Annotated in this window: 20 protein-coding genes; 4 read left to right on the plus strand and 16 right to left on the minus strand. The window is 69.5% G+C overall.

Features of this window, described 5'->3' with window-relative positions; all coding sequences use genetic code 11:
• Window positions 1-41 precede the first annotated feature (41 nt).
• Both YU1_RS0114220 and YU1_RS29465 read left to right on the plus strand, forming a co-directional pair.
• The gene (locus tag YU1_RS0114220) at window positions 42-581 is read left to right on the plus strand and encodes a phage tail protein (RefSeq protein WP_029004646.1); all 540 of its coding nucleotides are present in this window, start codon (window positions 42-44) and stop codon (window positions 579-581) included.
• Entirely contained in the window at window positions 553-1062 is a 510-nt protein-coding gene (locus tag YU1_RS29465) for a GNAT family N-acetyltransferase (protein WP_084539867.1), read from the plus strand. Before YU1_RS0114220 ends, YU1_RS29465 begins: the two co-directional genes overlap by 29 nt.
• A 29-nt stretch (window positions 1063-1091) precedes the next feature.
• On the opposite strand, the gene YU1_RS29470 is transcribed toward YU1_RS29465, so the two are convergent.
• The 5 genes from YU1_RS29470 to YU1_RS0114250 all read right to left on the minus strand — a co-directional run bounded on the left by YU1_RS29470 (window position 1092) and on the right by YU1_RS0114250 (window position 7794).
• Window positions 1092-2678, minus strand: a complete 1587-nt coding sequence (locus YU1_RS29470) for a putative bifunctional diguanylate cyclase/phosphodiesterase (protein WP_051356865.1) — start codon at window positions 2676-2678, stop codon at window positions 1092-1094.
• A gap of 47 nt (window positions 2679-2725) precedes the next feature.
• Window positions 2726-4186, minus strand: coding sequence for a sensor domain-containing diguanylate cyclase (locus YU1_RS0114235; RefSeq protein WP_156922141.1), 1461 nt, complete (start codon window positions 4184-4186; stop codon window positions 2726-2728).
• Between the two features lie 287 nt (window positions 4187-4473).
• Window positions 4474-5403, minus strand: coding sequence for a glutaminase (locus YU1_RS0114240; RefSeq protein ID WP_029004648.1), 930 nt, complete (start codon window positions 5401-5403; stop codon window positions 4474-4476).
• A gap of 105 nt (window positions 5404-5508) precedes the next feature.
• Window positions 5509-7062 (minus strand): TerC family protein, encoded by a 1554-nt coding sequence (locus YU1_RS0114245; RefSeq protein WP_029004649.1) that lies wholly within the window; start codon window positions 7060-7062, stop codon window positions 5509-5511.
• A 477-nt stretch (window positions 7063-7539) separates the two neighbouring features.
• The gene (locus tag YU1_RS0114250) at window positions 7540-7794 is read right to left on the minus strand and encodes a hypothetical protein (protein WP_029004650.1); all 255 of its coding nucleotides are present in this window, start codon (window positions 7792-7794) and stop codon (window positions 7540-7542) included.
• Window positions 7795-8067: 273 nt separating this feature from the next.
• Here YU1_RS0114250 and YU1_RS29475 point away from each other — a divergent pair, with 273 nt between their 5' ends.
• Together YU1_RS29475 and YU1_RS32700 are read left to right on the plus strand one after the other, a co-directional pair.
• Window positions 8068-9354: a porin gene (locus YU1_RS29475; RefSeq protein WP_029004651.1), complete on the plus strand. Its 1287-nt coding sequence runs from the start codon at window positions 8068-8070 to the stop codon at window positions 9352-9354.
• 1048 nt (window positions 9355-10402) lie between these two features.
• Window positions 10403-10708 carry a VirK family protein gene (locus YU1_RS32700; protein ID WP_198018929.1) on the plus strand — a complete coding sequence of 102 codons (306 nt, stop codon included), beginning with the start codon at window positions 10403-10405 and terminating at the stop codon, window positions 10706-10708.
• Between the two features lie 19 nt (window positions 10709-10727).
• On the opposite strand, the gene YU1_RS0114265 is transcribed toward YU1_RS32700, so the two are convergent.
• The 11 genes from YU1_RS0114265 to YU1_RS0114315 form a co-directional block, all read right to left on the minus strand.
• Window positions 10728-11243 (minus strand): GNAT family N-acetyltransferase, encoded by a 516-nt coding sequence (locus YU1_RS0114265; RefSeq protein WP_029004652.1) that lies wholly within the window; start codon window positions 11241-11243, stop codon window positions 10728-10730.
• Window positions 11240-11854, minus strand: a complete 615-nt coding sequence (locus tag YU1_RS0114270; RefSeq protein WP_425339154.1) for a helix-turn-helix domain-containing protein — start codon at window positions 11852-11854, stop codon at window positions 11240-11242. The genes YU1_RS0114265 and YU1_RS0114270 overlap by 4 nt, the downstream gene beginning before the upstream one ends.
• A gap of 97 nt (window positions 11855-11951) precedes the next feature.
• Window positions 11952-13772 carry a methyl-accepting chemotaxis protein gene (locus YU1_RS29485; RefSeq protein WP_051356867.1) on the minus strand — a complete coding sequence of 607 codons (1821 nt, stop codon included), beginning with the start codon at window positions 13770-13772 and terminating at the stop codon, window positions 11952-11954.
• A 219-nt stretch (window positions 13773-13991) separates the two neighbouring features.
• The gene (locus YU1_RS0114280) at window positions 13992-15713 is read right to left on the minus strand and encodes a putative bifunctional diguanylate cyclase/phosphodiesterase (RefSeq protein ID WP_029004654.1); all 1722 of its coding nucleotides are present in this window, start codon (window positions 15711-15713) and stop codon (window positions 13992-13994) included.
• Entirely contained in the window at window positions 15710-16165 is a 456-nt protein-coding gene (locus YU1_RS0114285) for a response regulator (protein ID WP_029004655.1), read from the minus strand. Before YU1_RS0114285 ends, YU1_RS0114280 begins: the two co-directional genes overlap by 4 nt.
• On the minus strand, window positions 16143-17267 hold the full coding sequence (locus YU1_RS29490; protein WP_035715399.1) for a sensor histidine kinase: 1125 nt from the start codon (window positions 17265-17267) through the stop codon (window positions 16143-16145). Before YU1_RS29490 ends, YU1_RS0114285 begins: the two co-directional genes overlap by 23 nt.
• Before the next feature lie 319 nt (window positions 17268-17586).
• The gene (locus YU1_RS0114295) at window positions 17587-18408 is read right to left on the minus strand and encodes an SDR family NAD(P)-dependent oxidoreductase (protein WP_051356868.1); all 822 of its coding nucleotides are present in this window, start codon (window positions 18406-18408) and stop codon (window positions 17587-17589) included.
• Window positions 18409-18547: 139 nt separating this feature from the next.
• On the minus strand, window positions 18548-20023 hold the full coding sequence (locus YU1_RS0114300; protein ID WP_029004657.1) for a mannitol dehydrogenase family protein: 1476 nt from the start codon (window positions 20021-20023) through the stop codon (window positions 18548-18550).
• Window positions 20024-20033: 10 nt separating this feature from the next.
• A complete protein-coding gene (locus YU1_RS0114305; protein ID WP_029004658.1) occupies window positions 20034-20876 on the minus strand; it encodes an ABC transporter permease in 843 nt (280 codons plus the stop codon).
• 3 nt (window positions 20877-20879) lie between these two features.
• Window positions 20880-21779: an ABC transporter permease gene (locus YU1_RS0114310; protein ID WP_035715401.1), complete on the minus strand. Its 900-nt coding sequence runs from the start codon at window positions 21777-21779 to the stop codon at window positions 20880-20882.
• Entirely contained in the window at window positions 21776-22852 is a 1077-nt protein-coding gene (locus tag YU1_RS0114315) for an ABC transporter ATP-binding protein (protein WP_029004660.1), read from the minus strand. The genes YU1_RS0114310 and YU1_RS0114315 overlap by 4 nt, the downstream gene beginning before the upstream one ends.
• Between the last annotated feature and the right edge of the window lie 100 nt (window positions 22853-22952).

Below are 22952 nucleotides of genomic sequence, written 5' to 3' on the forward strand. Positions count from 1 at the left end.
CCGGCTCTGGAGAACATGCCCCGCATCGGAAGGCGTGGATCATGAACGATTCGGATTTCATCGGTGAGATTCGGTATTTCTGCTTCGACTACGTGCCGGAAGGCTGGCTCGTGTGCGACGGCACACAGTTTAACGTCCGGTCCTACGCGGCGTTGTTCGCGGTGATCGGCAACGCCTACGGCGGGGACGGGAGCACCACCTTCAATGTGCCCGACCTGCGCGGGCGCGCGGCCATCGGTCTCGCGCCGACCTATCAGCGCGGCGAGGTCTTCGGCGCGGAAACCGTGACGCTGAGCGTGCCGGAACTGCCGCCGCACACCCACCAGATGGTGCGTCCCGGCGGCGGCAAGCCCTATGCGCAGAAGCTCGACACCCCCAGTTCCGTCGCCGCGCCGGGCTCGCTGGCACTGTCGAACGGCGGCACCATCAAGTCCCTGGCCAATACGGGCTCGCCGAACATGATGTTGCACCAGTCGGCGGTCACGGCCGTGGGCGGCGGGCTGGCGCACGACAACCTCCAGCCCTACCAGGTCTTCAAGGCCGGCATCTGCTATGACGGCGTCTTCCCGCCGCGTCCGTGATGCCGCGCCCGGTGTGCCGGATCGCCTGCGGCTGCGGCGGCAGGCGCCGGCGGATGCGGCTTTCCTGCGCGCCCTGTTCGCCGAGGGCCGTGCCGAGGAGATGGCGCAGGCTGCCTGGCCGGAGGCCATGAAGGCGGCGTTCCTGGACGACCAGTTCCGGCTGCGCGAGGCGCATTATGCACGTGCTCATCCCGGTGCCGACTTCAGCATCGTGGAGCGGGCAGGGCGGCCGGTGGGGCGGCTCGCCGTGGCCTGGGACGGGGACAGCGTCCATGTCATCGACATCGCCCTGCGCGCGGCGGTGCGGGGCCGGGGCATCGGCACCGCCCTGATGGGGCAGGTGATCGAGCGGGCCGGGGCGCGGCCGGTGACGCTGCAAGTGGTGCGCGGCGCGCCGGCGGCGCGGCTCTATGCCCGACTCGGCTTCATCTCCCAGGGCACGGCGGGCCCGTTCCACGAGGCCTTGCGCCGGGAGCCGTGACGCGGGCCGGCGCAGGCCGCGTGGTCCGTTCAGGCGGCGCGGGCGCCGAGAAAGTCCGGCACTTCGTCACCGCGCATGGGCTTGGCATAGCAATAGCCCTGGCCGAAATCGCAGCCGATGGATTGCAGCCAGGCGCCCTCCGAGGCCTCCTCGATGCCCTCCGCCGTGGTGGCGATGCCGAGGCTGCGGCTCATGGCCAGGATGCCGATCACCAGGCTTTTGGACTGCGGGTCCGTGTTCATGGCGCGGACGAACGACTTGTCGATCTTCAGCTTGGTGACCGGGAAGCTGCGCAGGTTCTGCAGGCTGGAATAGCCGGTGCCGAAATCGTCCAGCGCCACGTCGATCCCCGAGGTGCGGAAGTTGGTCAGGATGCTCTTGGCCGTGCTCACGTCGTTGACGAGGCCGCTCTCGGTGATCTCGATCTCCAGCCGCTGGGTGGGGAAGCCGGCGGCGCGCAGGGTGCGGTAGATCTGGTCCGGCAGCGACACGTCCTTGAGCTGCACCGGCGAGAGGTTCACCGCGATCTTCAGGTGCGCCGGCCATTTGGAGGCGTCCAGGCACGCCTGGCGCAGGATCAGGGTGGTGAGCTGGCCGATCAGCCCGGCCTCCTCTGCCACCGGGATGAAGGCCTCCGGCGAGATGTGGCCGCGCACCGGATGGTTCCAGCGCGCCAGCACCTCGAACCCGGCCACCTTGCCGTCGTTGAGGCGGATCAGCGGCTGGTAGAACGGCACGATGGCGCCGGAGGCGATGGCCGCGTGCAGGTCGCGCTGGAGGCGGTGGGCCTGCTTCAGCTCGCGGTCCATGGCGTGCTCGAAGAAGCGGTAGGTGCCTGGGTTGGCCTTGGCGCGGTAGAGCGCCGCCTCGGCGGAGCGCATCAGCTCGCCCTCGTCGGTGCCGTTGTCGGGCGAGACGGCGATGCCCACGGTGGCGCCGAGGCGGGCGTCGAGCCCGTTCATCTGGTAGGGCGCCGACACCCGCAGGATCACCTGGTGGGCCAGCTTGCCCAGGGTCTCGATGCTGGTGGGGCGTGGCAGGACGGCGACGAAATCCTCGCCGCCGAGGCGCGCGGTCACCGTATCGGAGGGCAGCGTGGCCTTGATGCGGTTGGCCACCTCCACCAGCACCAGGTCGCCCATAGAATGGCCGTGCAGGTCGTTGACCTGCCGGAAGCGGTCGATGTCGATCAGCAGCAGGGCGGTGTTCTGGCCGGTGGTAGGCGCCGCGGACAGGCGCCGCTTCAGCGTCTCGCGCAGGATGCGGCGGTTGGCGAGGCCGGTCAGGGGGTCGTGGCGGGCCAGGGCGTCCGCCTCCTCGCGCGCCTTGATGACGGCGATGCGGGCCTTGTCGAGCCGGCGCATGGCGCGGAACAGCAGCAGCGCCGGGCCGATCTGGCTGAGCGTGGCGAAGGCCACCGCGGTGATGATGAAGCGCCAGCGGGCGACGGAATCGGTGGGGTTGCCGAGCGAAAGGCCGAAGCGGGCCAGCACCTGCTCCTGGAACAGGAATTCCCAGGAGGTGGAGGTGATACCCATGATGATGAGCGTCGCCAGCAGGGTGACGAGCACCGACACGGGCGTGACGAGGGGTGCGGCGCTGCCGTGCTTGCTCACGCCCCCCTCCCTTCATTCCGCCATGGCCGCCGCGCGCCACGCATTCTTTACGAGGCCTCTGCGACTGTCGGCAATACCGCCGGTTCGTCCGGTGCCACCATGACGCGGTTACGCCCGCTATCCTTCGCGGTGTAGAGGGCGGCGTCCGCACGCTGCACGAGTGTCCCGGCATCGGTGCCGAGCCGGGGCACCATCACCGCCACCCCGAGGCTGGCGGTGGCGCCGACCACCCGGCCGGTGGGGTCCTCGATCCCGGTGGCGGCGATGGCGGCCCGGATCTGCTCGGCGATGCGCATGGCGCCCTCCGTGTTGGTCTCGGGCAGGATGACGGCGAACTCCTCGCCGCCGTAGCGCGCCGCGAGGTCGCCGGGGCGGCGCAGCGCGCGGGAGACGGCATCGGCGATGTGGATCAACAGATCGTCCCCCAGCCAGTGGCCGTAATGGTCGTTGAACGCCTTGAAATTGTCGACGTCGATCATGATCAGGCCGAGCGGCAGCATCGCCCGGTAGGACCGCCGCCATTCCTGGGCGAGGCGCTCGTCGAAGCGGCGCCGGTTGGCGATGCCGGTGAGGCTGTCCACGGTGGCGAGCGCGGCGAGCTGGGCCTCGATCTGCGCCCGGCGCAGCAGTTCGCGGCGGAACAGCAGCGTCAGCGTGACGATGCCCAGCGCCGACAGGCCGGTCACCCCGGCCATGCCGGCGGCGCGGCGGTACCACTCGCCATAGATCTGCCGATCGCTCATGGACACCCACACGACCAGCGGCAGGTCCGGCAGGGCGGCATAGACGTAGTGGCGCTCAAGCCCGTCCACCGGGCTGTGGGTGATGAAGCTTCCGGTCGGGCCCTTGAGCAGCGCGCGCAGGGGATCGATCTTCTCGTTCTCCTGCGTCACGTCCACCGGCTTGCCGAACATGCGGGTGCGGGCCAGCAGGGTGCCGCCGGCGGTCATCAGGCTGATCTTGCCGTCGCTGCCGAGCTGGGCGGTGTCCATCACGTCCGACACGGCGGCGAGGCGCAGGACCCCCAGCGCCACGCCTTCGAACCGGCCGTGCGCATCGGTGCGGCGCAGCGTGATGGCGACGCTGGGCTCGCCGAACGGAGCCTCGAACGGGCGGCTGATATAGAGCCCCTGCGCCGGATCGTCCCGCTGGGCCTTGAAGGACTCGAAGTCGGAGGCGTCGAAGCCGGCGGGAAGCAGCGGCGTCGAGCTGACCGTCACCTTGCCCTCGGCATCGATGATGGCGAGGGCGCTGAGCTGCCGCGTGCGCTCGGTGCGGCCGATGAGGACGCGCTCCACCTCGTCGTCCGGCAGCGCGGCGATGGCCGGGCTCTTGGATGCGAAGCGCAGATCCTCCAGCATGCCGCGGACCGTGCCCACGCTGTCGGCGACTTCCAGGACCACGAACTTGAGGACGTTCTCGGCGGTGCGGTGGGCGGCGAAGGTCGTGTCCTGGTAGGACAGGCGCAGGGTGACCGCCATGGATACCAGGATGGCACCCGACGCCACGAATCCGAGCAGTCCGAGCTGCCTCGAAATCCTGATCGCACGCCGCACCCCGGCCTCCGCTATCCCGTCCGTTGCGTTCCGCCCCTTGGCACTGGCTCCTTCGCGTTCCCGTGGCGACCGTCCCGGCACCACGTGCCGCAAGGGCGTCTCCACGGGTACCGTGGTTGCTTCAGAGGTATGTCGAACGAGGGTAGGGGGATAGGCTTGTCCGGGCCTTGCACTTGCGGTTGCCGGACCGGCGGGCCTCGCGTGCCGTTGCGGATGCCCGAACGGAAGATCGCCGCCGGTCAGCCGGCGAAGACCGACCAGCGCATGGCCTTGGCGAGGCGCTCCAGGGCCAGCGAGCCGAGCACCGAATTGCCGTGCCGGTCGAGCCCCGGCGACCAGACCGCGATGGAGGCCTTGCCCGGGGCGATGGCCAGGATGCCGCCGCCCACCCCGCTCTTGCCCGGCAGGCCGACGCGGAAGGCGAACTCGCCGGAGCCGTCATAATGGCCGCAGGTGAGCATCAGCGCCGCGATGCGCCGCGCCCGCTCCGGCGCCACCACCGTGGGGCCGCCCGGCGACAGGCGGCCGGAGAAGGCGAGATAGCGCCCGGCCAGCGCCAGCTGGCGGCAGGTCATGGAGAGCGCGCACTGGTGGAAATAGACCCCGAGCGCGTGGTCCACCGGGTGCTGGAGCACGCCGAAGGCGCGCATGTAGTTGGCGAGCGCGGTGTTGCGGAAGCCGGTCTCCTTCTCCGAGCGGGCCACCGCCTCGTCGATGGTGATGGCCTCGTCGGCGGCGACGAAGCGGATGAAGCGCAGGATGGCGCCCAGCGCCTCGCGCGGCTGGTGGCCGGACAGCATGGCGTCCGCCACCACGATGGCGCCGGCATTGATGAACGGGTTGCGCGGCACGCCGTGCTCATACTCCAGCTGCACGATGGAGTTGAAGGCGTTGCCGGAGGGCTCTTTGCCCACCCGCTGCCACAGCGCGTCGCCGATCTGGCCGAGCGCCAGGGTGAGGGTGAACACCTTGGAGATGCTCTGGATGGAGAAGGGCACCTCGGCGTCGCCGGCGGTGATGACCTGCCCGTCCGCCGTGGTCACGGCGATGCCGAACTGGCCGATGGGCACTTCGGCCAGCATGGGAATGTAGCTCGCCACCGTGCCGCGCTCGGTCACGGCGGACAGATCGGCGGCGATGTCGCCGACAACGGACGCTAACTCTGGCAAGGGGCCCCCCGGCGCGGCTATCCCCACGCTCCGGCGCGGGCGGTCATCTCGCCCGGACTATAGCCGGATCGGCGGCGCTGCGCAGCGCATCCCGGCCGGTCGCCCTCAGGCGGCCTGTTGCAGGGGGGCGATGCGCACCTTGCCGACGCTGCGCTTGTCCAGCGAGAGCACCTCGAAGCGCAGGCCGTCGGCCTCGAACGCCTCGCCGGCCTCCGGCAGGTGGCCGAGCCGGGTGAGCACGTAGCCGCCCAGGGTGGAGAAGCGGTTGGCGTCGTCCACCAGGTCGCGGTCCATGGCGCCGGACAATTGGCGGATGTCGATGAAGCCGTCCACCAGCCAGGAGCCGTCGTCCTGGCGCGCCACGGCGGCGGCCTCCTCGTCCAGGTCGGGGAATTCGCCGGCGATGGCCTCCAGCACGTCGGTGGGGGTGGCGATGCCCTCCAGCGAGCCGTGCTCGTCCACGATCATGGCCATCTGCACCGGCGAGGAGCGCAACTGCTCCATCACTTTGAGCACGTTGGTGTTCTCATGCACGATGACCGGCTGGCGCGAAACCCGCGCCCAGTCGATGGGCTGGCCGTCGATCAGCGCGTCCAGCAGTTCCTTGGTGACGGCCACGGCGAGGAAGTCGTCCACCCGGCCGCGCGCCAGCACCACGCGGCCGTGGGTGAGGCGGCGGATGGCGGCGGTGAGGTCCTGCGGGTCGTCGTCGAGGTCCAGCCACTCCACCTCGTTGCGCGGCGACATGATGGAGGAGACCGGGCGCGCGCCGAGATCCAGCACGCCGCGGATCATCTCCTTCTCCTGCGGCTCGAACACGGCGGACTGCGCCGCCTGCTCGGCGATCACGTCCACCGTGTCGGCGAGGCTCTCCTCGCCGGTGCGCCCGCCCAGCAGGCGCAGCACGGCCTCCGAGGTGCGGGCGCGCAGGTCGTTGGTGGTGATGCGCTTCTCGCGATTGTGGCGGCCTACCTGATTGGCGGCCTCCACCGCCACCGAGAAGCCGATGGCGGCGTAGAGATAGCCCTTCGGAATGTGGAAGCCGAAGCCCTCCACCACCAGGCTGAAGCCGATCATCAGCAGGAAGCCGAGGCACAATATGACCACGGTGGGATGGCGCGAGACGAAGCTCATGAGCGGCCGGGAGGCCAGCATCATCACCGCCATGGCGATGCAGACGGCGGTGATCATCACCCACAATTCGTTGGCCATGCCCACGGCGGTGATGACGCTGTCGAGCGAGAACACCGCGTCCAGCACGATGATCTGGGCGATCACCTGCCAGAAGGCGGCATGGACCACATTGGCGTCCTTGGCCTTGGCCTCGCCCTCCAGCCGCTCGTGCAGCTCCATGGTGCCCTTGGCCAGCAGGAAGGCGCCGCCCACCATGAGGATCAGGTCGCGGCCGGAGAAGGCAAGGCCGGCGACGCTGAACAGCGGCTGGGTGAGGGCCACCAGCCAGGACACGGAGAGCAGCAGCAGGATGCGCATGACCAGCGCCAGCGACAGGCCGACGAGGCGCGCCCGGTTGCGCTGGCCGGGCGGCAGCTTGTCCACCAGGATGGCGACGAACACGAGGTTGTCGATGCCCAGCACCACTTCCAGGGCGACCAGGGTGACGAGGCCGATCCAGATGTTCGGATCCGCGAGAAACTCCATGGCGTGTCCTGCCTCAGGCGTTCGGGCGCGCGCCGGCCGCCCCTGGCGAAACGCCGGGGCGGGGCTGCGGTTCAGGGATGAGCGGGGAAAGCCGGCCGGGCCGCGACCGGGATTGCGAGGGCGGCCGGCGGGCGCTCAGCCGATGGGACGGCGAGCGGCGGGCGCGCGCGGCATTCGCGGGCGTGCCGGCGCGGCGGGGAGGGGAAGCATCAGGGCATGTTCGCTGGCAGGGCGCGCGCCATGCCAGCCCGCATCGGTCGGGGCCTTCGCTGAGACTGTCGTCGTCCGGCATCGAATGCGTCGCCTGCGGGCCGCCGGCCCGCGTCCCCATGTCGTTGATCGTCTGCGCCGTTGATCGTCTGCGCCGTTGATCATCGTGCGTCGATGGACGCCCTTGTATCACGGACGCCCTTGTATCAAGGACGGGCGCGCACCAGCAAGCCTGCGCAGCCGGCGGCGGAGGTTCCGGGCGGCGGATCAGCGCTCCGGGCGCTTGCGCGGGGGCGTGATGTCGGTGGCGGTGATGTCGATGATCTCGTAGCTGCCCGAGCGCCGCACCGTCACCGGGCGGCCGAAGAACAGCACGTAGAGCCCGCCGGCCACCATGACCACGGCGATGAAGATGCCGGCGGCCATCAGCAGGCTGCCGAGCACGGTGAACACCAGCACGGCCACCACGGCGGCGACCAGCAGGGCGGCCACGGCGCGGGCAATGGTCAACAGGCGGTTCATCGTCTTCTCTTTCTCCGGTCTCAATGGCGCTACGGGCACCCGCCGCGCCGCCGGACGGCCGCGCGAGGGCGCGTTCGGCGCCGTTGCGGAAAGATGGGGACGCAACGGGCCTTTTTGGAGGCGTCGGCGGCGATTTTTGTTGGCCGGGACTTGGCCCGCGCGGCGCGTGCCGGCGGCGGGCGCTGTCCACAGGGGGCGGGGGGCGGCATCCACCGCCTCTGGCCTCGATAAAAGATATAATGTATCAGTTTCTCCGCATTGGAGGAGGCTGGCATGAAATTTCAAGCAATCGCGGCCGGTTGCGGCCTGGTGGCGCTGGCGTCGGGGCTCAGCGGGGCGCCCGGTGCCCGGGCGGCGGACCTGCCGGTGAAGGCGCAAGGCGCGGCCCAAGGCACGGTCTATGTGCGCCAGTGCACCGCCTATGGCCCGGGCTTCTATTACATTCCCGGCACCGAGACCTGCCTGCGCATCGGCGGCTATCTGTGGGGCGAGGGCTATTACAACAGCTACACCGACTATCCGGCGGCCAACAACAAGACCTATTCCATCGCCACCGCCGGCCTGATCCTCGACGCGCGCACCGACACCGAATACGGCACGCTGCGCTCCTATTTCGAAGGCCGGTTCCGCTGGCGCACCTCGGACCCGTGGTCCGACGGGCCGAACGGCTCGGAGATGGAGGTGTGGAACGCCTATATCCAGTTCGCCGGCTTCACCTTCGGCCATGCCCAGTCGTTCTTCGATTTCTATGCCAATGCCAATGTGCTCGGCACCGACCCGGCCACCATCGGCGACGACACCCGCATCAACCTTCTCGCCTACACCGCCGAGTTCGCGGAAGGGGTGAGCGCCACGCTGTCGCTGGAGGATGCCTCCGACCGGCTGGGCGGCGTGCTGCCGCAGGACCCGGCCCTGCCCGACGCGCTGTCGGACTATCAGGCCGGCGTCACCGCCCCCGACGTGGTGGGCAATCTGCGGATCGAGGGCAAATGGGGCGCGGCGCAGCTGTCCGGCGCGCTGCATCAGGTGCGCAGCCTGACCCAGGCGGACCTGTTCACCACCACCGACCGCTGGGGCTATGCCCTGCAAGGCGGCGTCATGGTCAACCTGCCCATGCTGGGGGAGGGCGACAATCTCTATCTCCAGACCGCCTATGCGGACGGCGCCATGTCCTATCTCGGCCTGCAGGACCCGAGCGGGGCCTATGCGGTGCCCGACGCCTATCTCGGGCCGGCCGGCCTCTCGCTGCTGCGCGGCTGGAACGTGACCGGGCAAGTGCTGCACAATTGGAACGACAAGTGGAGCACGGCGCTGTTCGCCGGCTATGCCGCCTTCGAAGTGGAGGACGGCGTGGCCCAGCTGGCCTATGGGGCGAGCGGCGGGCGCAACTGGAACGTGGGCGGGAACCTCGCCTGGACGCCGGTGGCCAACCTCACCATCGCGATCCAGTATGACTACACCGCCATCGAGCTGAACAATGCCGTCGCCACCGACTTCTCGCCGGCGCTGGCCTCCACCAAGGCGCATCGCGGCCTGCTCTACGTGGCCCGCGCTTTCTGAGCGGGGTCACGGGCTTGCTGATGAGCGGACGATCACGCGGCCGGCCTTGCGGGCCGGCCGCGCGGGACGCGCGACGGCCCGGCGCGAGGGATCCCGCGCCGGGCCGTTGCTGATCGGGCGAATGAGAGGATGGCGTGTATGCGCGGGCGGGATCGGAGTTCATCCGTCCGTCTCCTGCCGCGCATCGCTGCCGTGGTCCCAGAGCGCGATCCGATCAGATTGACTCAATCTGATCGGTGAATCGCCCTCTAACACTTTGATAGAGAACGTTTTACCGTTCAAATGGCGATGCCATTTGAACGGAACGTGCTCTAGCCGTGGCTGGCGTGGGACGACATGACCCTGGAAGGGTGAGGGAAAGCCGGGCACGGGCGGGGCGGAGTACATCCGTCCGTCTCCCGCCGTGCACATCGCCGCGTTCGATCCCCGGCGATCGCCGGATGGGTCCACGAAGATGCTGGCATCCGCTTCGCGCGGCCTGGGACCGGAGTACATCCGTCCGTGTCCCGTTGCGCGCGTCGCGTCTTTCGATCAGCTGGGGCTATCGATCGAGGATGACTTCACCATGGCAAGCTGGTCCCAGCCTTGCGCCGGCGGGATCGGAGTCCATCCGTCCATTTCCCGCCGTCCCGCCGCTCGCCCGGGCCATCGGCCCGGACCCCGCGGCGGTGCCACGCACCACGGGTGAAGCTCAAAGGGTGTCCCCGCCATCCGCACGGCACGACGGCTTATAAGGCCGGCCACGCATTGGGGATGGGAGGTCCCAGCCGGGCGCGGGCGGGATCGGAGTACATCCGTCCGTCTCCCGCCGTCCTGCCGCGCTCTCAGGCCGTTCGGCCCGGAACCTGCGGCAGCGCCACGATGCTGGTGAACCTAAGATGGGGCCTCATCCGCCATCCGCAAGGGCGGGTTCCGGAAAATTCTTCGCCGCGCCCCGGCGGGTCATGCCCAGGCCACGGACATGCTGCTCACCCGGCGGATGCCGGCATGGCCGCTCACCTGCGGCCAGGGGCCGACGACGCGCAGGCCGGGCGCGTGGCGGGCGAGGGTGGATCTGACCCAATGCCTCTCCACCGCCACGCCGCCCGCGCCGGGCACGGTGCGCGGCGGCCTGCGCATCGCCGCCTATCGCATCCTGCCGGACAACACACTGATGTTCGCCGATCAGCATGTCACGCTGGATCGCGACGGCAAGCCCATCATCCAGTTCATCCGCTACGAGGTGAAGCCGGACGAGAGCGTCATCTTCACCATGACCATCATGGACCTGCCCGACTATGCGCGGCGGAAGGTGCAGGTGGGCTTCCGCTGCCGGTTGGGCGGTGGGCTGAAGTTCTTCAAGGCCGGCGGCTAGGCGTCCGCTGATCCGAAGGTCAGCTGATCCGTTTCCACATGAAGGTGGTGGGGCACGGCCCGCCCTCCGGTCCCAGCGCATAGTCGGGAATGGTGCCGGCCACCTGCCAGCCGAGCCGGCGGTAGAGCCGGTGGCCGTCGCCGTCGGTCACCGTGTCGAGGGTCAGCAGGCGCTTGCCGGCGGCGCGGGCGGCGTCCTCCGCCGCGCCCATCAGCGCCGCGCCGAGGCCCCGCCGGCGGCCGTCGCGATGCACCAGCATCTTGGCGATCTCGCCGCGGTGCGGCTGGTTCGGCGGCATGGCGAGGATCACCTGCACCGTGCCCAGCAGCCGGCCCTCGTCCTGCGCCACCAGCAGCGCCCGGCCGCCGCCCGCCACATCGGCGGCGACGCCGTGCCAGAAGGCCTCCGCCTCGGCGGGCGCCAGATCGGCCATGAAGCTCACCGAGGCGCCGCCGGCGACGCAGTCCATCAGGATGCCGGAGAGCGCGGGGACGGCGGCGCGGGCCTCTACCCCATCGAGTGCGCGGATGATCATCGCCGCGCCTCCGGCCTCGCCAGCACCACGGCATAGCGCGCCGGCCGGCCGGCGGGGTTGGCGAAGGCGACGGGCTGGCTCAGCGTCATGGCGAGGCAGTCGCCGGCGGCGAGGCGGTGGGTCTCGCCGGCGAGCGTCAGCTCCATCTCGCCTTCCAGCATCCAGACCTGCTGGGCGATGCCGATGTCCGCCACGGTGTCGAACACCACCCGCCCGTGGGCGGGGAACTCGACCTCGACGATCTTCGCCCCCGGCGCGCCGGGCGGGGTGACCGTGCGGCGCAGATAGCCGGTGGCCGGGTCGCGCCACTCGCCCTGCGCGGCGCGGCGGGCGAGGCGGGTGGCGGCAGGGTCGGCGTCCGCCTCAGGATCGGCGAAGATGGCGGCCAGCGTCAGGCCGAGCGCGGTGGCGAGGCGGTTGAGCAGCTCCGCCGTGGGGCTCGCCTCGGCCCGCTCGATCTTGGAGATCATGGCCCGCGACACGCCGGAGCGTTCGGCGCACTCCGCCAGCGACCAGCCGCGCGCCTCGCGCTCCTGCCGCACCCGGCGGGCCAGGGTCTGCGTGACCACGTCCATGGAGCCTCCCGTCATCGGCGCGCGCGCCACGATCATGCCGGGAATTTCCATTATAATGGATAGTTGGTCAAGGCCGCGCCGGCCCGAGGGGGCCGGCGCGATGTTCAGGGCAGGGCGGCGAGCGGCGCCCGCCTCACAGCTTGTAGCAGATGCGGAAGGCGCCCCAGTGGCGGCCGTTGACCATGATGGGCACGTCCACCTCGCGCATCATCACCACGCCGCCGCCGATCTGCCGGGCATAGACCTGCACCAGGTAGGGCTTGGTGTTGCGCGCCGCCAGCAGGCCGGCGCGGTCGTCGAAGATGCGGCGGTTGCGGCTGTTGGCGTTGTTCCACTCGTGGTCGCCGCGGCGCTGCGGCTTGGAATATTGCGCGTTGTGCACCGGCAGGTAGCCGTTGATGTCCACCGCCGCGCAGAAGGCGATGCGCTTGTCCTCGCCGAGGATGGGCTCCTGCACCTGCGGCAGCACGCTCTCCAGGAACGGCAAAGCGCGCGTCTCCACCTGCTCGGGATAGGTGTCCGGCAGCGCGCGGTAATGGGTGTCGAACAATTGCTCGGTGGAGATGCGGTGGTCCTTCAGCGCCGCCTCGAAGGCGAGGCGCACCTTCTCGGCCCCCGCCGTGGCGCGGGCGATGACCTCGGCGGCCTCGGCGGCCACCGCCGCGAGGCGGGCCTTCACCGCCCCGTTGTCGCGGTCGTCGAAGGCGATGTGGCAGCCGAGCTCGCTCACCCCGGCCACCCGGCCGGCCAGCGTGCCGAGCCCGGACAGCTCCAGCTGCGCCCGGGCGCCCACCGCCGGCGGCGGCACCAGCGCGGCGAGCAGGGCGCCGCCCTGCGACAGGTCGAGCGTCTTCACCGGCTGGCTGGAGCCGGCGATGGCGATGCGGCCGTGGATCTCCACCGGCCAGCGCTCGAAGCGGCGGCGGTCGCCCATGGAGGTCTGGCGCAGCACGCTGAGCAGATGGCGGGCCATCTCCTGCACGCCGCTGGCGACGAGCGCGGTGGAGCGCTCGATCTCGACGCCGGTCTCGGCGGCGGCGCCGGTGGCGGCGCGGATCGAGAGGGCGCGCGCGGCCACCGTCTCGGCGAAGCGCTCCACGTCCTCGGCGCTGCGGCCGATGTCGTCCATGGCCGCCACCTGGCCGGCCACCGCATCCGCCACCCGGGCGGCGACGGGGCTGATCTCGGCGATGGTGCTGCTGACCTTGTTGACGGCGTGGCTGCTGGCCTTGGCGGCGGCTTCCAGGCGGCCGATCTTCTCGGAAATCTCCTTGGTGGCCTTCTGCGTTTCGCTGGCCAGCGCCTTCACCTCGCTCGCCACCACGGCGAAGCCGGCTCCGGCGGAGCCCGCCCGCGCCGCCTCGATGGAGGCGTTCAGCGCCAGCAGGTTGGTCTGGCAGGCGATGTCGGAGATCAGCGCCACCACCGCCTGGATCTGGGTGATGGCGGTCTGCAATTCCTTGGTGGCGGCGGTGACGTCGCGGTTGGCGGTCTCGGCCTCGCCGGCGAGGCGACCGGAGGCCTGGGCCTGGCGGCCGATCTCGCTGGTGGTCTCGGCGAAGGCGCCGATGGCGCGGGCGAGCCCGGCCGCATTGTCCTTGGCCGAGGTGGTCTCGGCGGCCATCTCGTCGCTGTCGCCGCGGATGCGCTCCATGTCGCGCACGCCGGCGGCGGCGGCCGCGCGCATGGTGGCGCCGGCGCTCGCCAGCTTGCCCTCGGCGCGGCGGATGTCGGCCTCCAGCAGGTGGATCAGCTCGGCCTCGTCCTGGCCGGCCGGCGGCGCGCCGGCGATCTTGGCGTCGCCGATCTTGCCTTCGCCGATCTTGGCCTCGGCGGATCCGGCCTGCGGCCTTGCTCCTGCCTGGGCATCGTGCGGCCGGTTGCCGTGCGGCTGAGCCGAAGCGGTGGTCTTGGTCTCGGTCTTCGGCGCCTTGCGCGCCAGCAATCCCCACATGAGGGTTCTCCCCATCCCCTCGCTCAGCGACCGCGTCGCCGCCGGCCGGATCGCTTCGGACCCGGTTCGGCGTGCCCGCCTTCGCTCGTCCGGCGGGCCGCCTTGGGCGGTCGCACGGGTGCGTCTCCCGGCATTGTTGAGCCGGAGCACCTCACAGCCTAGGCGGGCGATCTTGCCCGGAGGTTGCATCCGCGCCGGACGCCACCGCGGCAGCACGCCTCAGGACAGGGCGAGCTGCGGCCGCGCCGTCAGCATGCGCTCGAACTCGTCGCGCGGCACCGGCGGGGAGAACAGGTAGCCCTGGAGCATGTCGGCGCCATAGGTGCTGCACACGTCCGCCTGCTCGCGGGTCTCCACGCCCTCCACCACCACGCGCAGCTCCAGGCTCTTCACCATCACGATCATGGAGCGCAGGACGCGGCAGTCGGTCTCGCTCTGCGGCACGTTGGCGAGGAAGGAGCGGTCCACCTTGATGGTGGAGGTGGGGATCTTGCTGAGATAAGCCAGCGAGGAATAGCCGGTGCCGAAATCGTCGATGGCGATGCGCAGGCCGTGGGCCCTGATGTCGTTCAGCATGGGCGAGACGGTCTGGAAGCTGGCGATCAGCAGGCTCTCGGTGACCTCCATCTCCATGCAGGCGCCGGGCACGCCGGCGCTGTCCAGGTCGCTCAGGATGGCGCAGGACAGGCATTCGTCCTTCAGCGTCTGGGCGCAGACGTTGAACTTCATGCTGAAGCCCTCGCCCACCACCGCCCGGCGCAGCCAGTCGGCCATCTGCAGGCTGGCCTGCCGGCGCGACCAGGAATCGATGATGTTCATGCGGCCGAATTCCTCGGCCACCACGATGAAGTCGGCGGGCATGAGCATGCCCAGCGTGGGGTGCTGCCAGCGCACCAGCGCCTCGGCCCCGCAGATGCGGCGCGAGCGGGCATCCACCAGCGGCTGGTAGAACAGCCGGAGCTGGCCGAGGAAGTCCGGCGTGCGCATGTCGTTGGCCAGCGAGGCCTTGCGCGTGGCGTCCGCCTGGAGCTTGGCCGAGAAGAACTGGAAGCGGTCGCGGCCCTCGCGCTTGGCCTGGTACATGGCGAGGTCCGCGCTCTTGAGCAATTGGTCGACGGTGTCGCCGCAGTCGGGCGAGATGGCGATGCCGATGCTGCATTGCACGACCAGCCCGGTGCCGTGGATATGGAACGGCGCCCGCATGGCGGCCAGCAGGTCCTCCGCCAGCTTGGCGAGGGACAATTCGGTCTCCACCGTCTGGGTGATGATGGCGAACTCGTCGCCGCCCAGGCGGCAGACCAGATCGCCGGGCGGCGCCACCTCCAGCAGGCGGCGGGCGGCGGCGGCGAGGATGAGGTCGCCGCTGTCGTGCCCCATGCTGTCGTTGATCACCTTGAAATTATCCAGGTCCAGCAGGGTGAGCGCGACCTTGCCCCCCTCCTGGTTGGCGCGGGCGAGCACCAGCCGCAGGCTCTGGTCGAAGAAATAGCGGTTGCCGAGCCCGGTGAGCGGGTCCTGCTCGGCCAGCACGCGCAGGCTCTCCCGGCTCTCGATGAGCTTCACCTCCAGCGAATGGCGGGTGCGGGCGTGCAGCAGCGCGCGCTGGAGATGCCGGGCGCTGACCTCGCCCTTCAGCAGGAAGTCCTGCGCCCCCGCCTCCAGGCAGCGGATCTCCATGGTCTCGTCGGTGGCGCCGGTGAGCATGATCACGGCCGCCCGGACCTCCGGCCGCCGCTGGATCAGGTCCAGCACCTCCAGGCCGTTCACATCCGGCAGCAGCACGTCGAGCAGCACCGCGTCGAAGCGCATCTCCTCGAACAATTGCAGGCCGCTGCGCGCGGTGCTGGCCTGGACGATGTCCATCGGCATGTGCGAGCCGCGCAGCAGCCGGCACACCAGTTGCCGGTCGATCTCGTCGTCGTCGATCAGGAGCAATTTCATTTCGAAATAACGCGACCGTCGTAAGGAAGTTCGACAATCTTCCAATAATGTTCGATCAGACGGACCACATCCATGAATGATCCATCGATTTCCTGCTTGTAGATGTATCCGGCCACATGATCACGATAGGCGGCCGAAATGTCTTCATCTGATTTCGATGTCGTCAGCATGAAGACGACCGTGCCCGTCAGGTCCGGATCGGCCCGGATGGCCTTCAGGAACTCGATTCCGCCCATGCGGGGCATGTTGAGATCGAGAAGGATGATGAACGGCGCAGCAATGCGCCCGGATGTCAGAAGTTCCAGCGCCTCCTGGCCGTCGCGTGCCCGGCATACGGGGTTAAGGATTTTCATTTTTTTCAATGAGCGAGTCAATGTCATCGCATCGATATCATCATCGTCAACAATGAAAATTGTCGCTTCGTGATAACTAGGGTGTTGATGCGCGTTCATGACCATATCTCCGCTCGATATTCTTCGGCCACGTGAATGAGATGCAGCAACCTCGCCCTTCTTCAGGGTTGATCGAGACTGTTCCGCCATAGGTCTCAACGATCTTCTTGACGAAGGCCAGGCCCATTCCGCTGCCTTCCACCTCGTCGCGCGGGCGCAGCGTCTGGAACATCTGGAAGACCCGCTCGTGATATTGCGGCGGGATGCCGGGGCCGTCGTCGGCGACCTGGAATGTCCAGAAGCCGCCCGGCGGCGCGGCCAGCCGCAGACTGATGACGCCCTGCGGGCGGTCATGGTGCTTGATGGCGTTGGAGAACAGGTTGCGGACCACCTGTTCGAGCGGGGTGACCAGGGTGGTGATCTCGGGCAGCGCCTCCGGCAGCTCCAGCGCGATGCCCGGCGGGGGCGCCTGCAATTCGAACACGCTGCGGGCGAGATCGGCCAGCGACACCTGGCGCAGCACGCCCTCCACCCGGCCGACGCGCGAATAGGCCAGCAGGTCGTCCAGCAGGTTCTCCATCCGCCGGATGCGGCCGCGCAGGGTGTTGAGCTGGCCGGGGATGGCGGCGTAATTGCCCTCGCCGATGTCCTCCTCGATCCAGTTCGACAGTTGCGAGATGCCCCGCAGCGGCGATTTCAGGTCGTGGGAGGCGACGAAGGCGAAGGTGGACAGTTCCGCATTGCTGCGCTCCAGCTCCTCCCGGTGCTCGGCCAGCCGGCGGATGGTCTCCACCCGCTCGGAAATGTCGGTGATGGCCGCGAGCACCTTCGGCTTTTGCGGCCACAACAGTGGGTTGAGGCCGATCTCGACGGGGAATTCGCTGCCGTCCCGGCGCCGCCCCTTCAATTCCCGCCCGGTGCCCATGGCGCGGGTGGCGGGCGCCGCCGCGAACCCCTGCCGATGGGCGGGATGGCCGCCGCGCAGTCGTTCCGGGATCAGCATCTCGACCGGCCGGTTCTCCAGCTCGGCCCGCGTGTAATCGAAAATGCGCTCCGTCTCGGAGTTGGCGATCTCGATCAGGCCCTGGGCATTCACCAGTATAATGGCGGTGGGCACCGCTTCCACCACCAGGCGGAAGGCGTCTTTCTGCTGGTCGTCCAACGTCCTGTTCTCCGCATGATGAGTTGGCGCGCATCGAAACGGTTATTATTCATTATTGACGTTTTCCGGCTTAGAGCTTGATTTGCCGCGGCTCCTGCTGATGTCTGAAAGCTTACGTCATGCTTTCACATCGCCGGGATCTGCGCAACGGGCGTCGCCCCCGTCTCCGACGGGCGCCGGACACGACGCGGCCCGCGCGGGCTGGAGCCGGCGCGGGCCGCGAAAGCTTAAGCGTAAGTATAGGACCGTCCGGCGCGGGCGCCTCGGGCGCTGCGGGCGATGCGTCGCGCAGGCCGCGCGCCGGAGCCGCGCGGCGGCGTCAGGGCATGTACTGGCCGCCGTTCACTTCCAGGATCTGGCCGGTGACATAGCCGCTCGCCGCCGCCGAGGCGAGGAACAGGAAGGCGCCGACGCATTCCTGCGGCGTGCCGATGCGCTCCATGGGCACGCTGGCCCGCATGGCTTCCATCTGCGCGGGCGTCGAGAAGCGCTCGTGAAACGGGGTGGCGATGACGCCGGGCGAGACCGCGTTGACGCGGATGCCGCTCCTCGCCAGTTCCTTGGCCCAGCCCCTGGTGGCGGTGGAGATGAAGCCCTTGGCGGCGGCATAGAGCACCGCGCCGTTGCCGCCGCCGTTGCGCGCGGCGATGGAGGAGACGTTGATGATCGCCCCGCCGCCGATGCTGCCGGTGCCCTGCGCGGTCATCTGCTTCACGCCCTCGCGCATGAAGGCGATCACCTGGGTGACGTTCAGCTCCAGCACGCGGGCGACGAAGGCGTCGGAATAGCCGGTGATGGGCGTGCGCTCAACAAGGCCGCCGGCATTGTTCACCAGCACGTCCAGCCGGCCGAAGGCGGCCACGGTCTCGGCGATGAGGCGGGCGGGGACGTCGGCCTGGGTCACGTCGCCGGCCACCAGCACCGCCTCGCCGCCGGCGGCGCGGATGCGCCCGGCCACCGCCTCGGCCTGTTCGCGGCTGGAATTGTAATGCACCGCGACGCGCGCGCCCGAGCGGGCGAAGCCTTCCGCCGCCGCCGCGCCGATGCCGGTGGAGGCACCGGTCACCAGCACCGCCTTGCCGGCGAGGTCGGGGAAGACCGGCAAGGCGGTCTCGGCGGCGGGGGCGTCTGGGCCGGTCATGGGGTCTCCTTCGCGGGCATCAAGCAGGCGTGTCGCATGACACGGTGTCTCAAAAGGGGAATTGCGCGGAACAGGCGCGGAATCCATGTGTGATACATGACGGCGCGGCGGAGTTATCCGCAATCGGCTACCCTCGGCCTCAGCCGGCCACCGCCGCCTCGACCCGCGCCGCCGCCCCCTCCCGGTACAGCCCGGCCAGCGCCGCCCGGACCGGGCCGGTGAAGCGGGGATCGGCCGGCAAATCGGCGCCGAACACCTCGCGGATGGCCAGCAATCCATCCGCCAGCCGGCCGGCATCGCCACCCGCGCCGGCCGCCGCCGCCGCGAAGCGGGCGGCCAAAGGGTCCCGCACATCAATGGCTTGGCCTGTCTCATCCACGCCCGAGACATAGCGCATCCAGCCCGCCACGCCGAGCGCCAGCAGGTCGATGGGCGCGCCCGCCGCCAGCCGCTCGCGGATCGGGGCGAGCAGGCGCTGCGGCAGCTTCTGCGAGCCGTCCATGGCGATCTGCCAGGTGCGGTGCCTGAGCGCCGGATTGGCGAAGCGCGCCCGGAGCGCCCGTTTGTAGGCCTGAAGGTCGGCCCCCGGCGGCGCCGGGACGGTCGGCGTAACCTCTTGATCCTGAAGCTTTTCCACCAGACGCTGGAAGGCCGGCACGGCCATCGTCTCGGCAATCGTCGCCTTGCCGGCGAGATAGCCGAGATAGGCGAGGGTCGAGTGCGAGCCGTTGAGCAGGTGCAGCTTCATGTCCTCATAGGGCCGCACATCGGCGACCAGCTCCGCCCCCACCTCCTCCAGCGGAGGGCGGCCGGTGGGGAAGCGGTCCTCGATCACCCACTGGCTGAACGGCTCGGTCATCACCGGCCAAGCATCTTGCAGGCCCAACCTGTTGGAAACCATCAGCTTGTCGGCATCCGTGGTGGCCGGCACGATGCGGTCCACCATGGTCGAGGGGAAGGCCACCTCGCCCTCCACCCAGCGCCCGAGGTCGGAGTCACGCAGGGTGGCGAAGCGCGCCACCACCCGGGCCACGGTGGCGCCGTTGGCCGGCAGGTTGTCGCAGCACAGCACCGTGAAGGGCGGTGTCCCGGCGGCCCGGCGGCGGGCCAGCGCCTCGACCAGATAGCCGGGCGCACTCCTTGGCGCGGAAGGGTTTGCGAGGTCGGCGACGATGTCCGGGTGGGCCTCGTCCAGGGTGCCGGTGGCCGGGTCGTGGCAATAGCCCTTCTCGGTCACGGTGAGGGTGACGATGCGCACCCGGGGGTCGCTCATGGCCGAGAGCAGCGCCTCCGGGTCGCGCGGGGCGACCAGCAGGCGGCGCAGGGCGCCCACCACCCGGAGGTCGTCCCCGGCCCCGGAGCGCACCGCAAGCGTGTAGAGACCGTCTTGCGGATCAATGGCTTGCGAGGTGTCGGGCGAGCGCAGGCTGGCCCCGCACACCGCCCAGCCATTCGCGCCGCGGGCCAGGCAGTCGTCCAGATAGACCGTCTGGTGGGCGCGGTGGAAGGCGCCGACGCCCAAATGGACCACGCCCACGGTGGCGGCCGAGACATCATAGCCCGGCCGCCGCACATCGGGCGGCAGCCGGTTCAGGGTGGCGAGGGACAGGCGCATCACGGGGCCTTCAGTGGGCGTGCTCGGATTTGGCCCGCGCCACGATCTGGGTGGGGTTGACGAAGCGCAGCGCGATCAGCAGCCACACCAGGGTGGTGATCATATAGACCACGGCCATGGCATCGATGGACTGCACCGAGCGCACGCCCGAGGCGAACACCGCATAATAGAGCGCCACCACAAGGGTTTGGCTGGTGGGGCCGGCGGTGAGGAAGGTCAGTTCGAACATGGCGATGGTGCGCACCAGCACCAGCAGCAGCGCCGCCAGGATGCCGGGCAGCAGCAGCGGCACCAGCACATAGCGGAACAGCTGGAAGGTGCTGGCCCCGAACACCCGTGCCGCCGCCTCGATGCGCTGGTCGATCTGCTCCACGAACGGGATCATCACCAGCACCACGAACGGCACCGTGGGCACCAGATTGGCCAGCACCACGCCGGTCATGCTGCCGGCCAGCCCGGCCCGGTAGAGCACTGTGGCGAGCGGGATGCCGAAGGTGATGGGCGGCACCAGCAGCGGCAGCAGGAACAGCAGCATCACCAGTCTCTTGCCGGGAAACTCCCGCCGCGCCATGGCATAAGCCGCCGGTACTCCGATCAGGCCGGACAGGAACACCACCAGGAACACCACCTGGAAGGTGACGGTCAGCACATCGCCTAGCTGGAACTCCTCCCAGGCGGAGGTGTACCAGCGTGTGGTCCAGCCGAGCGGGAACCAGGTGCCCAGCCAGCGGGTGGCGAAGGAGGAGACCACCACCGCCGCGATCATGGCCAAAAGGTTGAGAATGAAGAAGCCGATCACCGCCCAGACGGCGGTGATCCAGAGCTTCGCGCCGAGTGTCGTGTCCCGGATCATGGCTCAGCCCTTTCCGCCGGAGGTGGCGCCGCGATAGATCAGGCCGCGCGCGAACAGCAGCGCGGCGACGATGGCCAACTGCACCACCGCCATGATCATCGCGATGGCCGAAGCCATTGAATAATCATAGTCTTCGAACGCCGCCTGATAGGCCGCGATGGAGATGACGCGGGTGGGCCCCGCCGGCGCGCCCAGCAGCACGGCCGAGGGGAAGACCGAGAAGGCCTGGACGAAGGACAGGCAGAAGGTGATGGCGAGCCCCGCCAGCAGCAGCGGCAGGATGATGTGCCGGAAACGCTGCCAGGACCCGGCCCCCAGCGTCGCCGCCGCCTGCTCCAGCGCCGGGTCGAGCCCGGACAGATAGGACAGGGTGAGCAGGAACGTGAAGGGGAAGCCGGTGAGCAGCAGCGAGATGAACACGCCCCAGTAATTATGCAGCAGCGCCAGCGGCTTGGAGATGAGGCCGAGGGCGATGAGCGAGCGGCTGAACCAGCCCTGCGGGCCGAGATAGTTCAGCAGCCCTTCCGCCACCAGCACGGTGCCGAGCGTGATCGGGATGACCAATATGGTGGTCAGCAGCCGCTGCCGGCGCAGATGCCGCACCCGGAGCGCGATGGGCACCGCCAGCACGATGTTCAGCAGCGTCACCGGCAGCGCCAGCCACAGCGTGGTGGCGATGGTGCCATACAGGAACGGATCGGCGAAGAACTTGGCATAATTGGCGAATGTGCCGCCGACCTTGGGCTGGAACGACAGCCACAGCCCGTAGAGGAAGGGGTAGACGAACAGCCCCAGGATGAACAGCGCGGCGGGGACCACCAGCAGGGTCAGCCCGTCGATGCCGCGCGCGGCGAGGCGCTGCGAGAGAGGGATGGAGGCGGGGAGCGACACGGGCGTGCTCATTGCATGCGATCCGGGAACACGAGGACGCGCGCGGGGTCGGCGCCGACCTGCACCTGGTCGCCGGCCACCAGCGGGCTGTGCGACTGGAAGGCAAGGTCCGAGCCGTCCGCGGCGCTGCCGAAGGCGCAGAATTCGCGGCCGCGGAACTCGCTGGAGGCCACCTTGGCCGGGAAGCCCTCGCCGTCGGGCGCGTGCTTCATGTCGTCGGCGCGCACGGTGACGATGACGGTGTCGCCCACGTTGATGTCGCCGCGCGGGCGGCCCTGCATCTGCCCGCCGGCGGCGAGCGCCACGGTGACGCGGTCGCCCTCGCGGGCGGTCACGGTGCCACCCAGGCGGTTGCGGAAGCCCATGAATTCGGCGACGTCGAGATAGGCGGGATGGGCGAACAATTCGTCCGGCGTGCCCACCTGGCGCACCACGCCATCCTTCAGCACGACGATGCGGTCGGCGAGCGAGAGCGCCTCTTCCTGGTCGTGTGTCACATAGATGGTGGTGGCGCCCAGCATGTTGTGAATGCGGCGGATTTCCGCGCGCATCTCCAGCCGCAGCTTGGCGTCGAGGTTGGAGAGCGGCTCGTCCATGAGCACCAGCGGCGGCTCCACCACGATGGCGCGGGCGATGGCGACGCGCTGCTGCTGGCCGCCGGAGAGCTGGCCCGGCAGCTTGTGGCCGTGGCCGGTGAGGCGGACCATGGTGATGGCCTCGTCCACCCGTTTCTTGCGCTCGGCCTTGGACATGCCGCGCATCAAGAGGCCGAAGCCCACATTGTCCTCCACGCTCATGTGCGGGAACAGGGCATAGTTCTGGAACACCATGCCGAAGCCGCGCTCCTCGGGGCGCAGGCGGTCGATGCGCTTGTCATCCAGCCAGATGCCGCCGCCGGTGGCGGGCAGCAGGCCGGCGAGGATGTTCAGCGTGGTGGACTTGCCGCAGCCCGACGGCCCCAGCAAGGCGATGAACTCGCCCTGGCGGATGGTGAGATTGACGTCCCTCAGGGCGTTCAGGTTTCCGAACTCGCGGGAGAGCCGTTCGAGTTTCAGCTCGGTGAAATTGGCAGCGTGGATGGTCATGGCGCGCGTCCGGATGTTGCACGAAGCGAGGGCCGGCGGCGCTCTGCCGCCGGCTCGATCCTGGGTCACGGGTCAGGCGCCGCTCCGGTGGAGCGGCGCG

The organism is Azorhizobium doebereinerae UFLA1-100 (assembly GCF_000473085.1).
In the GTDB taxonomy this organism is placed as follows: Bacteria; Pseudomonadota; Alphaproteobacteria; order Rhizobiales; family Xanthobacteraceae; genus Azorhizobium; species Azorhizobium doebereinerae.

Bases quoted from the DNA above. Each gene is read 5' to 3' on its own strand.
- YU1_RS0114220 (WP_029004646.1), top strand. From the start codon at position 42: ATGAACGATTCGGATTTCATCGGTGAGATTCGGTATTTCTGCTTCGAC.
- YU1_RS29465 (WP_084539867.1), top strand. From the start codon at position 553: ATGACGGCGTCTTCCCGCCGCGTCCGTGATGCCGCGCCCGGTGTGCCG.
- YU1_RS0114245 (WP_029004649.1), bottom strand. From the start codon at position 7,062: ATGGAGTTTCTCGCGGATCCGAACATCTGGATCGGCCTCGTCACCCTG.
- YU1_RS0114250 (WP_029004650.1), bottom strand. From the start codon at position 7,794: ATGAACCGCCTGTTGACCATTGCCCGCGCCGTGGCCGCCCTGCTGGTC.
- YU1_RS29475 (WP_029004651.1), top strand. From the start codon at position 8,068: ATGAAATTTCAAGCAATCGCGGCCGGTTGCGGCCTGGTGGCGCTGGCG.
- YU1_RS0114265 (WP_029004652.1), bottom strand. From the start codon at position 11,243: ATGATCATCCGCGCACTCGATGGGGTAGAGGCCCGCGCCGCCGTCCCC.
- YU1_RS0114270 (WP_425339154.1), bottom strand. From the start codon at position 11,854: ATGATCGTGGCGCGCGCGCCGATGACGGGAGGCTCCATGGACGTGGTC.
- YU1_RS29485 (WP_051356867.1), bottom strand. From the start codon at position 13,772: ATGTGGGGATTGCTGGCGCGCAAGGCGCCGAAGACCGAGACCAAGACC.
- YU1_RS0114280 (WP_029004654.1), bottom strand. From the start codon at position 15,713: ATGAAATTGCTCCTGATCGACGACGACGAGATCGACCGGCAACTGGTG.
- YU1_RS0114285 (WP_029004655.1), bottom strand. From the start codon at position 16,165: ATGAACGCGCATCAACACCCTAGTTATCACGAAGCGACAATTTTCATT.
- YU1_RS0114295 (WP_051356868.1), bottom strand. From the start codon at position 18,408: ATGACCGGCCCAGACGCCCCCGCCGCCGAGACCGCCTTGCCGGTCTTC.
- YU1_RS0114300 (WP_029004657.1), bottom strand. From the start codon at position 20,023: ATGCGCCTGTCCCTCGCCACCCTGAACCGGCTGCCGCCCGATGTGCGG.
- YU1_RS0114305 (WP_029004658.1), bottom strand. From the start codon at position 20,876: ATGATCCGGGACACGACACTCGGCGCGAAGCTCTGGATCACCGCCGTC.
- YU1_RS0114310 (WP_035715401.1), bottom strand. From the start codon at position 21,779: ATGAGCACGCCCGTGTCGCTCCCCGCCTCCATCCCTCTCTCGCAGCGC.
- YU1_RS0114315 (WP_029004660.1), bottom strand. From the start codon at position 22,852: ATGACCATCCACGCTGCCAATTTCACCGAGCTGAAACTCGAACGGCTC.